This window comes from Pseudomonas sp. BCRC 81390 (assembly GCF_030341915.1).
Lineage (GTDB): Bacteria > Pseudomonadota > Gammaproteobacteria > Pseudomonadales > Pseudomonadaceae > Aquipseudomonas.
Window position 1 is genome coordinate 1 of record NZ_JATAAG010000003.1, and the last position, 15,710, is coordinate 15,710.

Below are 15,710 nucleotides of genomic sequence, written 5' to 3' on the forward strand. Positions count from 1 at the left end.
TTCCGGAGCCGAGTCGATCTTGTCGAACTCAACGACTGCCGAACCGAATACTTCGGAGCAGACGCGAGTCAGAGCTGCGGTCAGAGTGGTCTTACCGTGGTCAACGTGGCCGATGGTGCCGACGTTAACGTGGGGAAGGGAACGATCAAATTTTTCTTTAGCCACGACAGTGAACCTCTTGCCTAAAGGGCTGGATTAGCCTTGTTTTTTAACGAGTGCTTCGACGATGTTCGACGGAGCTTCGGAGTACTTGGAGAATTCCATGGAGTAGCTTGCGCGACCCTGAGACATGGAACGAACGTCGGTCGCATAACCGAACATCTCTCCCAGCGGGACTTCTGCACGGATAACCTTGCCGGAAACCGAGTCATCCATACCCTGGATCAGACCACGACGACGGTTCAGGTCACCCATCACGTCACCCATGTAGTCTTCAGGGGTTACTACCTCAACCTTCATGATCGGCTCAAGCACAACACCGCCGCCCTTCTGGGCCAGCTGCTTGGTCGCCATGGAGGCCGCGATCTTGAACGCCATCTCGTTGGAGTCGACGTCGTGGTACGAACCGTCGAACACGGTAGCCTTCAGACCGATCAGAGGATAGCCGGCAACAACGCCGTTCTTCATCTGCTCTTCGATACCCTTCTGGATCGCCGGGATGTATTCCTTAGGAACCACACCGCCAACGACTTCGTTGGTGAAGACCAGGCCTTCGGTGATGTTGCCTTTTTCGTCCTGATCCGGCTCGGAGAAGCGGATCCAGCAGTGACCGAACTGACCACGACCACCGGACTGACGAACGAACTTACCTTCGATCTCGACACCAGACTTGGTGATCTTCTCGCGGTAGGAAACCTGCGGCTTGCCGATGTTGGCCTCAACGTTGAACTCGCGCTTCATGCGGTCAACGATGATGTCCAGGTGCAGCTCACCCATACCGGAGATGATGGTCTGGCCGGTTTCTTCGTCGGTCTTGACGCGGAACGACGGGTCTTCCTGGGCCAGCTTGCCCAGAGCGATGCCCATCTTTTCCTGGTCTTGCTTGGTCTTCGGCTCAACCGACAGGGAAATTACCGGCTCAGGGAAGTCCATACGCTCAAGGATGATTGGCTTGTCGGCGTCGCACAGGGTTTCACCAGTGGTAACGTCCTTCATGCCGATCAGGGCCGCGATGTCGCCAGCGCGTACTTCCTTGATCTCTTCACGCTGGTTGGCGTGCATCTGCACCATACGACCAACGCGCTCTTTCTTGCCTTTTACCGAGTTGATGACCGAGTCACCGGAGCTCAGAACGCCCGAGTAGACGCGAACGAAGGTCAGGGTACCTACGAACGGGTCGGTAGCGATCTTGAACGCCAGAGCCGAGAACGGCTCGTTGTCGTCGGCGTGACGCTCGTCTTGGCGAACAGCCGGGTCGTCTTTGGCCAGGTCGGCGTCGTCCGGGTTGATACCCTTGATTGCAGGGATCTCGGTCGGAGCCGGCAGGTAGTCGATAACGGCGTCGAGAACCAGGGGCACGCCCTTGTTCTTGAACGAGGAACCGCAGACAGCAGGAACGATCTCGCTCGCCAGAGTACGGGCGCGCAGACCAGCCTTGATGTCTTCGACGGACAGGTCGCCTTCTTCAAGGTACTTGTTCATCAGCTCTTCGTTGGCTTCGGCAGCAGCCTCGACCATGTTGCTGCGCCATTCGTTGGCCAGCTCAACCATATCCGCAGGAATTTCTTCTTCGCGGTAGGTGGTGCCCTTGTCGTCTTCGTTCCAGTAGATGGCTTTCATCTTGATCAGGTCGACCTGACCCTGGAAGTCGTCTTCTGCACCGATAGCCAGCTGGACCGGAACCGGGGTGTGACCCAGGCGGTTCTTGATCTGGCCGACAACGCGCAGGAAGTTGGCACCGGCACGGTCCATCTTGTTCACGTAGACAACACGCGGAACGCCGTACTTGTTGGCCTGACGCCATACGGTTTCGGACTGCGGCTCAACGCCGGAGGTACCGCAGAACACAACGACCGCGCCGTCGAGTACGCGCAGCGAACGCTCTACTTCAATGGTGAAGTCAACGTGGCCGGGGGTATCGATGACGTTTACGCGGTAGTTGTCATACTGACCACGGGAACCTTTCCAGAAGGTGGTAACGGCAGCAGAGGTAATGGTGATACCGCGCTCCTGCTCCTGCACCATCCAGTCGGTGGTCGCGGCGCCGTCATGCACCTCGCCCATCTTGTGGCTCAGACCTGTGTAGAACAGGATCCGCTCGGTAGTGGTAGTCTTGCCCGCGTCAACGTGGGCACAGATACCGATGTTACGGTAGCGGTTAATTGCTGTAGTACGAGCCATAAAGCCCTCGCAAAATGATTGATGCTTGAATTAGAAGCGGTAGTGCGAGAACGCTTTGTTGGCTTCGGCCATACGGTGCACGTCTTCACGCTTCTTGACTGCAGCACCCTTGCCTTCAGCAGCATCCAGCAGCTCGCCGGCCAGGCGCAGGGCCATCGACTTCTCGCCGCGCTTGCGGGCGTAGTCTACGAGCCAGCGCATTGCCAGAGCGTTACGACGGGATGGACGAACTTCAACCGGAACCTGGTAAGTGGCACCGCCGACACGGCGGGACTTAACTTCGACCAGCGGAGCGATGGCGTCGAGAGCTTTCTCGAAGATTTCCAGGGGGTCGCTGTTCTTGCGTGCTTTGACGGTATCCAGGGCACCGTAAACGATGCGCTCGGCTACGGCCTTCTTGCCGCTTTCCATCACGTGGTTCATGAACTTGGCGAGAATCTGGGATCCGTACTTCGGATCGTCAAGGATCTCACGTTTTGCTGCTACACGACGTCTTGGCATGATAAGCCCTCAAACGGTCTTCAGGTTAGCCCGGGACCAGGTCTCTCGACCCCTGCCCGACCTTACTCTTATCGACTCAAATAAATGGATGTCTGCAAACGACCGATTACTTCGGACGCTTGGTACCGTACTTCGAACGACCCTGGTTACGGCCTTTAACGCCCGAAGTATCCAGAGAGCCGCGAACGGTGTGGTAACGAACACCTGGCAAGTCTTTTACACGGCCGCCACGGATCAGGACGACGCTGTGCTCTTGCAGGTTGTGGCCTTCACCGCCGATGTACGAGGAAACCTCGAAACCGTTGGTCAGGCGCACACGGCATACTTTACGCAGTGCCGAGTTAGGTTTTTTCGGCGTGGTGGTGTACACACGGGTGCACACGCCACGACGCTGCGGGCAGTTCTGCAGCGCAGGTACGTCGGATTTCTCGACGGTACGCTTACGCGGCTGACGTACCAGCTGGTTGATAGTTGCCATCTACTAGCTCCACTGATTGTCTTGCGACGCTATTGTCTTGCAAGAAAGCCAAAAATTGGCGAGACGGAGCCTCACCAAATTTAAGGGTACAAAAGTCTAAAGAGGATCTTGCACCCAGTCAAGACGAGGCCCCGGCCCTCCCCGCCCGGTCATCGGCAACAATTGATGTCACCGATGGCCTTGCGAGTTGCGCCGGGGCCCTGCCCTGTACTTAGTTACCGCTGGAGTTCAGCGCTTCGGTCAGTGCGGCTTCCACCTCACTGGCGCTCACACGCAGCGGCTTGTCGGCGTCACGGCGACGCTTGCGCTCGCTGTGGTAGGCCAGACCAGTACCGGCCGGGATCAGACGACCCACGACCACGTTCTCTTTCAGGCCGCGCAGGTAGTCGCGCTTGCCGGTTACCGCCGCTTCGGTCAGTACGCGGGTGGTTTCCTGGAAGGAAGCCGCGGAGATGAACGACTCGGTCGACAGCGAGGCCTTGGTGATACCCAGCAGCACGCGGGTGAACTTGGAGACGAACTTGTCCTCGGCGGCGAGACGCTCGTTCTCTACCAGCACCTGGGTCAGTTCCATCTGGTCGCCCTTGATGAAGCTGGAATCGCCCGACTCGGTGATCTCGACCTTGCGCAGCATCTGACGCAGGATGGTCTCGATGTGCTTGTCGTTGATCTTCACGCCCTGCAGACGGTAAACGTCCTGGATCTCGTTGACGATGTACTTCGCCAGCGCGCTCACACCCAGCAGACGCAGGATGTCGTGCGGATCGCTCGGGCCGTCGGAGATAACTTCGCCGCGGTTTACCTGTTCGCCTTCGAAGACGTTCAGGTGACGCCACTTCGGAATCAGCTCTTCGTACGGTTCGCTGCCATCGGTCGGGGTAATGACCAGGCGGCGCTTGCCCTTGGTCTCTTTACCGAATGCGATGGTGCCGCTGACTTCAGCCAGAATCGAGGCTTCTTTCGGACGGCGTGCTTCGAACAGGTCGGCAACGCGCGGCAGACCACCGGTGATGTCACGGGTCTTCGACGTTTCTTGCGGGATACGCGCGATAACGTCACCGACACCGATCTGGGCACCGTCAGCCACACCGACAAGGGCGTTGGCCGGCAGGAAGTACTGGGCAGGTACGTCGGTACCTGGCAGGTACAGGTCCTTGCCGGAAGCGTCGACCATCTTGATTGCCGGACGGATTTCCTTACCAGCGGCAGGGCGATCCTTGACGTCCAGAACTTCGATGTTGGTCAAACCGGTCAGTTCGTCGGTCTGACGCTTGATGGTGATGCCTTCTTCCATGCCCACGAAGGTCACGGTACCTTTCAGTTCGGTGACGATCGGGTGGGTGTGCGGGTCCCACTTGGCGACGATGGCGCCAGCTTCGACCTTTTCACCTTCCTTGACCGAAATCACCGCACCGTAAGGCAGCTTGTAGCGCTCACGCTCACGGCCGAACTCGTCGGCAATGGCCAGTTCGCCCGAACGCGATACGGCAACCAGGTTGCCATCGGCACGTTCCACCTGCTTCAGGTTGTGCAGACGCACCATACCGCCATTCTTCACCTGGACGCTGTCGGCAGCCGAGGTACGGCTTGCAGCACCACCGATGTGGAACGTACGCATGGTCAGCTGGGTACCCGGCTCACCGATCGACTGCGCAGCGATAACGCCGACAGCTTCACCGATGTTCACCTGGTGACCGCGAGCCAGGTCACGACCGTAGCACTTGGCGCAGATACCGTAGCGGGTTTCGCAGTTGATTGGCGAACGTACGACGACTTCGTCGATGCTGTTCAGCTCGATGAACTCGACCCACTTCTCGTCGACCAGAGTACCGGCCGGAACGATGACGTCCTCGGTGCCTGGCTTGAACACATCACGGGCGATAACACGACCCAGTACACGCTCACCCAGCGGCTCTACAACGTCGCCGCCTTCGATGTGCGGAGTCATCAGCAGACCCTGGTCGGTGCCGCAGTCGATCTCGGTAACCACCAGATCCTGGGCAACGTCTACCAGACGGCGAGTCAGGTAACCGGAGTTCGCAGTCTTCAGTGCGGTATCCGCCAGACCCTTACGAGCACCGTGAGTCGAAATGAAGTACTGCAGAACGCTCAGGCCTTCACGGAAGTTCGCAGTGATCGGCGTCTCGATGATCGAGCCGTCCGGCTTGGCCATCAGGCCACGCATACCGGCCAGCTGACGGATCTGGGCCGCAGAACCCCGCGCACCGGAGTCAGCCATCATGTACATCGAGTTGAAGGACTCTTGCTCGACTTCCTTGCCTTCGCGGTCGATGACCTTCTCTTTCGAGAGGTTGGCCATCATCGCCTTGGACACTTCGTCGTTCGCCTTCGACCACAAGTCGATGACCTTGTTGTACTTCTCGCCCTGGGTTACCAGGCCGGAAGCGTACTGGCTCTCGATCTCCTTCACTTCGTCGGTAGCGGTACCGATGATGCGGGCCTTCTCGTCCGGGATAACGAAGTCGTTAACACCGATGGAGACGCCGGAAATGGTCGAGTAAGCGAAACCGGTGTACATCAGCTGGTCAGCGAAGATAACGGTCTCTTTCAGACCAACCACGCGGTAGCACTGGTTGATCAGCTTGGAGATCGCCTTCTTCTTCATCGGCTGGTTGACCACGTCGTACGGCAGGCCCGCCGGTACAACCTGGAACAGCAGCGCACGGCCGACAGTGGTGTCGACGATGCGGGTGTTCTTGACCACGGAACCGTCACGCTCTTTCACGGTTTCGTTGATACGAACCTTGATTTTCGCGTGCAGAGCAGCCTCGCCGGCGCGGAATACGCGGTCGACTTCCTGCAGGTCAGCGAATACGCGACCTTCGCCCTTGGCGTTGATGGCTTCGCGGGTCATGTAGTACAGACCCAGTACAACGTCCTGCGACGGAACGATGATTGGCTCACCGTTGGCTGGCGACAGGATGTTGTTGGTCGACATCATCAGCGCGCGCGCTTCGAGCTGGGCTTCCAGGGTCAGCGGCACGTGAACGGCCATCTGGTCACCGTCGAAGTCGGCGTTGTACGCGGCACAGACCAGCGGGTGCAGCTGGATGGCCTTGCCTTCGATCAGAACCGGCTCAAAGGCCTGGATACCCAGACGGTGCAGGGTAGGCGCACGGTTGAGCAGTACGGGGTGTTCGCGGATCACCTCGGCGAGCACGTCCCAGACCTCTGGCAGCTCGCGCTCGACCATCTTCTTGGCAGCCTTGATGGTGGTCGCCAGACCACGCATTTCCAGCTTGCCGAAAATGAACGGCTTGAACAGCTCGAGGGCCATCTTCTTCGGCAGACCGCACTGGTGCAGACGCAGGGTCGGACCTACGGTAATTACCGAACGGCCAGAGTAGTCCACACGCTTACCGAGCAGGTTCTGACGGAAGCGACCTTGCTTACCTTTGATCATGTCAGCCAGGGACTTCAGCGGACGCTTGTTCGAGCCGGTGATGGCGCGACCGCGACGGCCGTTGTCCAGCAGGGCGTCGACCGCTTCCTGCAGCATGCGCTTTTCGTTGCGCACGATGATGTCCGGCGCCGACAGATCCAGCAGGCGCTTCAGACGGTTGTTACGGTTGATCACCCGACGATACAGGTCGTTCAGGTCGGAGGTCGCGAAGCGGCCGCCATCCAGCGGAACCAGCGGACGCAGGTCCGGCGGCAGCACTGGCAGGACGGTCAGAACCATCCACTCAGGCAGGTTGCCCGAGCCCTGGAACGCTTCCATCAGCTTCAGGCGCTTGGACAGCTTCTTGATCTTGGTTTCCGAGTTGGTCTGCGGAATTTCTTCACGCAGGCGGCCGATCTCGTGCTCCAGGTCGATAGCGTGCAGCAGCTCGCGGACAGCCTCGGCACCCATGCGGGCATCGAAGTCGTCACCGAACTCTTCCAGCGCTTCGAAGTACTGCTCGTCGTTCAGCAGCTGGCCCTTTTCCAGGGTGGTCATGCCCGGGTCGATAACCACGTAGCTCTCGAAGTAGAGCACGCGCTCGATATCACGCAGGGTCATGTCCATCAGCAGGCCGATACGGGACGGCAGCGACTTCAGGAACCAGATGTGGGCAACCGGCGAGGCCAGTTCGATGTGCGCCATGCGCTCACGACGAACCTTGGCCAGGGCAACTTCAACGCCGCACTTCTCGCAGATCACGCCGCGGTGCTTGAGGCGCTTGTACTTGCCGCACAGGCACTCGTAGTCCTTGACTGGGCCAAAGATCTTGGCGCAGAACAGGCCGTCACGCTCAGGCTTGAACGTACGGTAGTTGATGGTTTCCGGCTTCTTAACTTCACCGAACGACCACGAACGGATCATTTCAGGCGACGCCAGACCGATGCGGATGGCGTCGAACTCTTCGACTTGACCCTGGTTTTTCAGCAAATTCAGTAGGTCTTTCAAGGCCTTTCCTCCTGGCGGAGCAGGGAGCGAGCATTACCTGCCCCACTCCCCTTCGCGTCACGTGTTATTCGGTTTCCAGATCGATATCGATACCGAGCGAACGGATCTCTTTGATCAACACGTTGAAGGACTCGGGCATGCCCGGCTCCATACGGTGATCGCCATCCACGATGTTCTTGTACATCTTGGTACGGCCGTTCACGTCGTCCGACTTCACTGTGAGCATTTCTTGCAGGGTGTATGCCGCGCCGTATGCTTCCAGCGCCCACACTTCCATCTCCCCGAAACGCTGACCACCGAACTGCGCCTTACCACCCAGCGGCTGCTGGGTAACCAGGCTGTAGGAACCAGTGGAACGCGCGTGCATCTTGTCGTCCACCAAGTGGTTCAGCTTGAGCATGTACATGTAACCAACGGTCACAGGACGCTCGAACTTGTTGCCGGTACGGCCATCGAACAGCACCATCTGGCCGCTCTCTGGCAGGTCGGCCAGCTTCAGCATGGCCTTGATCTCATGCTCCTTGGCACCGTCGAAGACCGGGGTGGCCATCGGCACGCCCTTCTTCAGGTTGTTGGCCAGGGCCATGATCTCTTCGTCGGTGAACTCGTCCAGGTTTTCCTGGCGACCGCCAATCTCGTTGTAGACCTCGGTCAGGAACACGCGCAGTTCAGCGGCCTTGCGCTGCTCTTCGATCATACGGTCGATCTTCTCGCCCAGCCCCTTGGCCGCCAGGCCCAGGTGGGTTTCGAGGATCTGACCGACGTTCATACGCGAAGGTACGCCCAGCGGGTTCAGTACGACGTCGACCGGAGTACCGTTGGCGTCGTGCGGCATGTCTTCGACCGGCATGATGACCGAGACGACACCTTTGTTACCGTGACGACCGGCCATCTTGTCACCCGGCTGGATGCGACGGCGAATTGCCAGGTAAACCTTGACGATCTTCAGTACGCCCGGCGCCAGGTCATCGCCCTGCTGCAGCTTGCGCTTCTTGTCTTCGAACTTGTCGTCCAGCAGACGGCGACGGTCGACGATGTACTGCTGAGCCTTTTCCAGCTGCTCGTTCAGTGCATCTTCGGCCATGCGCAGTTTGAACCACTGGCCGTGCTCCAGACCGTCCAGCACTTCGTCAGTGATCACGGTGCCTTTCTTCAGGCCCGCGCCACCGTCGACCACTTGGCCGTTCAGGGCAGAACGCAGACGCTCGAAGGTAGCACCTTCGACGATGCGGAACTCTTCGTTGAGGTCCTTGCGGATCTCGTCCAGCTGCATCTTTTCGATGGCCAAGGCGCGGCTGTCACGCTCGACACCATCACGGGTGAAGACCTGTACGTCGATGACGGTACCCTTGGTGCCGGTTGGCACGCGCAGGGAGGTGTCCTTAACGTCGCTGGCCTTCTCACCGAAGATTGCGCGCAGCAGTTTTTCTTCCGGCGTCAGCTGGGTTTCGCCTTTTGGCGTGACCTTGCCGACCAGGATGTCACCAGCGCCGACTTCGGCACCCACGTAGACGATACCGGCTTCGTCCAGCTTGTTCAGTGCGGCCTCACCCACGTTCGGGATATCCGCAGTGATTTCCTCTGGGCCAAGCTTCGTGTCACGCGCCACACAGGTCAGTTCCTGGATGTGGATGGTGGTGAAGCGGTCTTCCTGGACCACACGCTCGGACAGGCAGATGGAGTCTTCGAAGTTGAAGCCGTTCCACGCCATGAACGCGATGCGCATGTTCTGACCCAGTGCCAGTTCACCCATGTCGGTGGACGGGCCGTCGGCCATGATGTCGCCACGCTGCACCTTGTCACCCTTGCTCACCAGCGGACGCTGGTTGATGCAGGTGTTCTGGTTCGAACGGGTGTACTTGGTCAGGTTGTAGATATCCACACCTGCTTCGCCGGTTTCCACTTCGTCGTCGGCAACGCGGACAACGATACGGCTGGCGTCGACCGAGTCGATCACACCACCACGGCGAGCAACCACGCAGACACCGGAGTCACGGGCTACGTTGCGCTCCATGCCGGTACCTACCAGCGGCTTGTCGGCGCGCAGGGTCGGTACAGCCTGACGCTGCATGTTCGAACCCATCAATGCACGGTTGGCGTCGTCGTGCTCGAGGAACGGAATCAGCGACGCAGCGACGGAAACAACCTGCTTCGGCGAAACGTCCATCAGGGTGACGTCTTCCGGCGCCTTGACGGTGAATTCGTTCAGGTGACGAACCGCTACCAGCTCATCGATCAGCTGCTTCTTCTCGTTCATCGCTGCCGAAGCCTGGGCGATGACGTGATCCGCTTCTTCAATGGCCGAGAGGAACACGATGTCGTCGCTGACCACGCCTTCCTTCACCACGCGGTACGGGCTTTCCAGGAAGCCGTACTGGTTGGTGCGGGCATAGGCTGCCAGGGAGTTGATCAGACCGATGTTCGGACCTTCAGGGGTCTCGATCGGGCACACGCGACCGTAGTGAGTCGGGTGTACGTCACGGACTTCGAAGCCGGCGCGCTCACGGGTCAGACCGCCTGGGCCGAGTGCGGAGACACGGCGCTTGTGGGTGATCTCGGAGAGCGGGTTGTTCTGGTCCATGAACTGGGACAGCTGGCTAGAACCGAAGAACTCTTTCACCGCCGCCGCAACCGGCTTGGCGTTGATCAGGTCTTGCGGCATCAGGCCTTCGCTTTCTGCCATCGACAGGCGTTCCTTGACCGCGCGCTCGACACGCACCAGGCCAACGCGGAACTGGTTCTCGGCCATCTCGCCGACGCAACGTACGCGACGGTTACCGAGGTGGTCGATGTCGTCGACGATGCCTTTGCCGTTACGGATGTCGACCAGGGTCTTCAGGACCTCGACGATATCTTCCTTGCTCAGCACGCCCGAACCTTCGATCTCGGTACGACCGATACGGCGGTTGAATTTCATGCGGCCAACGGCAGACAGGTCGTAACGCTCGGCGCTGAAGAACAGGTTGTTGAACAGGGTCTCGGCAGCATCCTTGGTTGGCGGCTCGCCTGGACGCATCATGCGGTAGATCTCGACCAGAGCTTCCAGCTGGTTGCTGGTGGTGTCGATCTTCAGGGTGTCGGAGATGAACGGACCGCAATCGATGTCGTTGGTGTACAGGGTTTCGATACGAACGACCTGTGCCTTGGCAACCTTGATCAGCAGCTCGGTGGTCATCTCGGTGTTGCATTCGGCCAGGATCTCGCCGGTAGCCGGATGCACGATGGCCTTGGCAGTCGTACGGCCCAGGACGTATTCCATTGGAACGTCCAGCTGCTTGACGCCAGCTTTCTCGAGCTGGTTGATGTGGCGCGCGGTAATACGGCGGCCCTGCTCGACAATGACCTTGCCGGTTTCGTCATGGATGTCCATGACGGCAACCTCACCACGCAGACGCTGCGGCACCAGTTCCAGGCTGAGTTTCTCACCGGAAATGTGGAAGACGTTGGTGGTGTAGAAGGTGTTCAGCACCTCTTCAGTGCTGTAGCCCAAGGCGCGCAGCAGCACCGAGGCCGGCAGTTTGCGGCGACGGTCGATACGTACGAACACGCAGTCCTTCGGATCGAACTCGAAGTCCAGCCAGGAACCGCGGTAAGGGATGATGCGAGCGGAGTACAGCAGCTTGCCGGAGCTGTGCGTCTTGCCACGGTCGTGGTCGAAGAACACACCAGGCGAACGGTGCAGCTGGGAAACGATCACACGCTCGGTACCGTTGATAACGAAGGTACCGTTCTCAGTCATCAGGGGGATTTCACCCATGTAGACTTCTTGCTCTTTGATGTCCTTGATCGCTTTGTTCGACGATTCCTTGTCGAAGATGATCAGGCGCACCTTGACCCGCAGTGGGACCGCGAAGGTCACGCCACGCAGGACACATTCCTTCACATCGAAGGCGGGTTCGCCCAGGCGATAGCCTACGTACTCCAGGGCAGCATTGCCGGAGTAGCTGATGATCGGAAATACCGATTTGAAGGCCGCGTGCAGGCCGACGTCGCGGAACTGATCCTTGGATGCTCCCGCTTGCAGGAATTCGCGATACGAATCCAGCTGGATGGCCAGGAGGTAAGGCACATCCATGACGTCCGGCAACTTGCTAAAGTCCTTGCGGATACGTTTTTTCTCAGTGTATGAGTAAGCCATCAGCGTTCCCCAGCTTGGTCACCTGCTTGTTTGGCTTCTCCCGGCGGGAGCAGCCAGAAAATCGTGCAAACCCCTTGGTTTGCGCCACCCACATGGGTGTCTTGCAGCTTGTTATCGGGGCCGGCCTGACCGGCCACCAATAACGGAAAAAGGCCGGTGGCATAAGCCACCAGCCATCAGCCCTTCGCTCAACGCTCGGACTGGAGTCGCAAGGTCGAGATTACTTCAGCTCGACTTTAGCGCCAGCTTCTTCCAGCTTCTTCTTCGCGTCTTCAGCGGCTTCTTTCGAAACGCCTTCAGCGATAACCTGAGGAGCGCCGTCGACTTTCTCTTTGGCTTCTTTCAGGCCCAGACCGGTCAGTTCACGAACGGCCTTGATCACGTTTACTTTCTTGTCGCCAGCTTCGGTCAGAACGACGTTGAACTCGGTCTGTTCTTCAACAGCGGCAGCAGCGCCAGCAGCTGGGCCAGCGGCAACAGCGGCAGCAGCGGTAACGCCGAAGGTTTCTTCCATCGCTTTGATCAGTTCAACAATTTCCAGAACGGTTTTCTGGCCGATCGCTTCGATGATTTGTTCGTTAGTCAGAGACATGACTTAAATCCTGTATTGGGGTGACAGCCTACGCAGCCATCAAATTAAACGTATGATTTTGAAAGAGTTGCGTGCGCCTTAGGCAGCAGCAGCTTCTTTCTGGTCGCGCAGAGCTGCCAGGGTACGAGCCAGCTTGCTGGTTGCACCTTGGATTACGCTCATCAGCTGTGCGATAGCCTCGTCGCGAGTTGGCAGGGTTGCCAGCACGTCGATCTGGTTAGCGGCAAGGAACTTGCCGTCAAACGCAGCTGCCTTGATCTCGAACTTGTCCTGACCCTTGGCGAACTCTTTGAACAGACGAGCAGCAGCGCCCGGGTGTTCGTTGGAGAAAGCAATCAGGGTCGGGCCTTTGAACGCGTCGTTGAGGATCGAGAATTCGGTACCTTCAACAGCGCGCTTGAGCAGGGTGTTACGTACGACACGCACGTACACGCCGGCTTCGCGGGCCTCTTTACGGAGTCCGGTCATTGCGCCTACAGTCACACCACGGGCATCAGCCACGACAGCGGACAGAGCGACTTTGGCAGCCTCGTTGACTTCAGCGACGATGGCCTTCTTGTCTTCGAGTTTAATTGCCACGGGTTTACTCCTGGTTTTTACCGTTTCATCTGGCCGAAGCCGGATGTCGTTTTGGTGTCTGATTCGGTAACGAATCGGGAGCACCATCTGCGTGGGCTGGTTTTTTAAGGCTTGCGCCGCCTACGGTCTTGGATAGCCCCCGCCAGGCAGGGACCCCAATTTTTGCTGGTGGCGCGACAGGTCGCGCCACCAAGTACTTACACGTTCAGCGAGCTCTGATCGATGACCAGACCTGGGCCCATGGTGGTGCTCAGGGTAACGCGCTTGACGTAGATACCTTTCGAGGAAGCCGGCTTGATACGCTTCAGGTCAGCGATCAGGGCTTCAACGTTTTCCTTCAGCTTGCCAGCTTCGAAGCCGACCTTGCCAACGGAGGTGTGGATGATACCGTTCTTGTCGGTACGGTAGCGAACCTGACCAGCCTTGGCGTTCTTGACGGCGCCGGCTACGTCTGGAGTTACGGTACCCACTTTCGGGTTAGGCATCAGGCCACGAGGACCCAGAACCTGACCCAGCTGACCTACAACGCGCATGGCATCAGGCGATGCGATAACGACGTCATAGTTCAGGTCGCCGCCTTTCATTTCGGCAGCCAGATCGTCCATACCTACGCGGTCAGCGCCGGCAGCCAGAGCGGCTTCAGCAGCTGGGCCCTGGGTGAAGACGGCAACGCGAACGGTCTTGCCAGTGCCGTGTGGCAGCACGGTAGCGCTACGTACGACCTGGTCGGATTTACGCGGGTCAACACCGAGGTTAACGGCGATGTCGTAGGATTCTACGAACTTGGCAGCCGGCAGCGAGGCCAGCAGAGTGGCCGCTTCTTCGAAGTTGTAGGCTTTGCCTGCTTCGATTTTTTCGGCGATTGCCTTTTGGCGTTTGGTCAGCTTAGCCATTACACACCCTCCACGTTCAGGCCCATGCTGCGGGCAGAGCCAGCGATGGTGCGTACAGCAGCGTCCAGGTCAGCGGCAGTCAGGTCAGCCTGTTTGGCTTTGGCGATGTCTTCCAGCTGAGCGCGGGTAACGGTACCGACTTTAACGGTGTTCGGGCGAGCCGAACCACTGGTCAGGCCAGCAGCTTTCTTCAGCAGAACCGAGGCAGGGGTGCTCTTGGTCTCGAAGGTGAAGCTACGGTCGCTGTAGACAGTGATGATCACAGGAGTCGGCAGGCCGGCTTCTTGACCCTGGGTACGGGCGTTGAAGGCCTTGCAGAATTCCATGATGTTCACACCGTGTTGGCCCAGTGCTGGACCAACGGGTGGGCTTGGGTTGGCCTGGCCGGCCTTAACTTGCAGCTTGATGTAAGCCTGAATCTTCTTAGCCATGAGCTACTCCAAAATCGGGTACGAACGCCTGATGGCTCCCCGGATGACTTGCGTTTTATCCCAGTGACGACAAAACCCCGCAGCACACAGGGCTGCGGGGTATGGGATGCTGCGTTCGCCTAGACCTTTTCGACCTGGCTGAACTCGAGCTCTACCGGAGTAGAGCGACCGAAAATGAGCACTGCAACCTGCAGCCGGCTCTTCTCGTAGTTGACCTCTTCGACGCTACCATTGAAGTCTGCAAACGGACCGTCAATGACTCGAACCACTTCACCCGGCTCGAACAGCGTCTTCGGCTTCGGCTTGTCACTACCGTCGGCAACGCGACGCAGGATAGCTTCGGCTTCTTTATCGGTGATCGGTGCAGGCTTGTCTGCAGTACCGCCAATAAAGCCCATCACGCGAGGGGTATCCTTGACCAAGTGCCAAGTCCCTTCGTTCATCTCCATCTGGACCAGAACATAGCCAGGGAAGAATTTACGCTCGCTCTTGCGCTTCTGGCCATTGCGCATTTCGACGACTTCTTCGGTCGGGACCAGGATCTCGCCGAAACCGTCTTCCATGCCAGCCAGCTTGACGCGCTCGATCAGGGAGCGCATTACATGCTTCTCGTAACCCGAGTAAGCATGCACAACATACCAACGCTTAGCCACGGGACACCTTTAGCCAACGATCAAGGAGACCGCCCAGCCGAGCAGGGAATCAAGACCCCACAGCAGCAGTGCCATAACCAGCACGACAGCCACGACAATCAGCGTGGTCTGGGTGGTTTCCTGGCGGGTCGGCCACACGACTTTACGAATCTCGGTACGAGCTTCCTTCGCCAGCGCAAAGAACGACTTGCCCTTCGCAGTCTGCAGAGCTACAAAGCCCGCGACAGCAGCCAGGACGAGAAGTGCAAGGACGCGATACAGGATCGGAGAGGCGGAGTAATACTGATTACCCACTACACCGACAACCACCAAAGCCACTACAGCCAGCCACTTGAACAGATCAAAACGCGATTCTTGGGCTTCAGTTTTGGGAGTCATCGAGGAGGATCCTGTGAGAAGAAAGCCATCACACCGAGGTGAAATGGCAGGTCAGGAGGGAATCGAACCCCCAACCTACGGTTTTGGAGACCGTCGCTCTGCCAATTGAGCTACTGACCTGTAACGCTGTATCAGGCCGGCCATTATACCGGCCTGATCAAGTAAATCAACTACTTATTCAATAATTTTTGCTACGACGCCGGCGCCGACGGTACGACCGCCTTCACGGATAGCGAAGCGCAGACCGTCTTCCATTGCGATGGTCTTGATCAGAGTGACAGTCATCTGGATGTTGTCACCTGGCATTACCATTTCA

Annotated in this window: 13 protein-coding genes and 1 tRNA gene; all 14 read right to left on the bottom strand. The window is 58.4% G+C overall.

Translation table 11 applies throughout. The features are described 5' to 3' along the window. The coding region (locus QSV36_RS01570; RefSeq protein ID WP_289129221.1) for a GTP-binding protein at positions 1-165 on the bottom strand (165 nt) is incomplete at its 3' end. Between the two features lie 30 nt (positions 166-195). Beyond that, positions 196-2,340 (bottom strand): elongation factor G, encoded by a 2,145-nt coding sequence (gene fusA, locus QSV36_RS01575; protein ID WP_225780170.1) that lies wholly within the window; start codon positions 2,338-2,340, stop codon positions 196-198. A 30-nt stretch (positions 2,341-2,370) separates the two neighbouring features. Next, positions 2,371-2,841, bottom strand: a complete 471-nt coding sequence (gene rpsG / locus QSV36_RS01580) for a 30S ribosomal protein S7 (RefSeq protein WP_003246741.1) — start codon at positions 2,839-2,841, stop codon at positions 2,371-2,373. A 106-nt stretch (positions 2,842-2,947) separates the two neighbouring features. After that, positions 2,948-3,319, bottom strand: a complete 372-nt coding sequence (gene rpsL, locus QSV36_RS01585; RefSeq protein ID WP_003257088.1) for a 30S ribosomal protein S12 — start codon at positions 3,317-3,319, stop codon at positions 2,948-2,950. A 211-nt stretch (positions 3,320-3,530) separates the two neighbouring features. Continuing rightward, entirely contained in the window at positions 3,531-7,730 is a 4,200-nt protein-coding gene (gene rpoC / locus QSV36_RS01590; protein WP_170027990.1) for a DNA-directed RNA polymerase subunit beta', read from the bottom strand. 64 nt (positions 7,731-7,794) lie between these two features. After that, on the bottom strand, positions 7,795-11,868 hold the full coding sequence (gene rpoB / locus QSV36_RS01595; RefSeq protein ID WP_289129216.1) for a DNA-directed RNA polymerase subunit beta: 4,074 nt from the start codon (positions 11,866-11,868) through the stop codon (positions 7,795-7,797). A gap of 220 nt (positions 11,869-12,088) precedes the next feature. Next, positions 12,089-12,460, bottom strand: coding sequence for a 50S ribosomal protein L7/L12 (rplL, locus tag QSV36_RS01600; protein ID WP_013970630.1), 372 nt, complete (start codon positions 12,458-12,460; stop codon positions 12,089-12,091). A 78-nt stretch (positions 12,461-12,538) separates the two neighbouring features. Further along, positions 12,539-13,039: a 50S ribosomal protein L10 gene (gene rplJ / locus QSV36_RS01605; RefSeq protein WP_003257082.1), complete on the bottom strand. Its 501-nt coding sequence runs from the start codon at positions 13,037-13,039 to the stop codon at positions 12,539-12,541. A gap of 197 nt (positions 13,040-13,236) precedes the next feature. Then, positions 13,237-13,932 carry a 50S ribosomal protein L1 gene (gene rplA, locus QSV36_RS01610; RefSeq protein ID WP_013970629.1) on the bottom strand — a complete coding sequence of 232 codons (696 nt, stop codon included), beginning with the start codon at positions 13,930-13,932 and terminating at the stop codon, positions 13,237-13,239. After that, entirely contained in the window at positions 13,932-14,363 is a 432-nt protein-coding gene (gene rplK, locus QSV36_RS01615) for a 50S ribosomal protein L11 (RefSeq protein WP_003255500.1), read from the bottom strand. The genes rplA and rplK overlap by 1 nt, the downstream gene beginning before the upstream one ends. Before the next feature lie 119 nt (positions 14,364-14,482). Then, positions 14,483-15,016: a transcription termination/antitermination protein NusG gene (gene nusG / locus QSV36_RS01620; RefSeq protein WP_003255501.1), complete on the bottom strand. Its 534-nt coding sequence runs from the start codon at positions 15,014-15,016 to the stop codon at positions 14,483-14,485. Positions 15,017-15,025: 9 nt separating this feature from the next. Next, a complete protein-coding gene (secE, locus tag QSV36_RS01625) occupies positions 15,026-15,394 on the bottom strand; it encodes a preprotein translocase subunit SecE (RefSeq protein WP_003257081.1) in 369 nt (122 codons plus the stop codon). 44 nt (positions 15,395-15,438) lie between these two features. Then, positions 15,439-15,514: transfer RNA gene (locus QSV36_RS01630), tRNA-Trp, on the bottom strand. A gap of 54 nt (positions 15,515-15,568) precedes the next feature. Further along, positions 15,569-15,710, bottom strand: a 142-nt coding sequence (locus QSV36_RS01635) for an EF-Tu C-terminal domain-related protein (RefSeq protein WP_445648523.1), incomplete at its 5' end; no start/stop codon positions are given.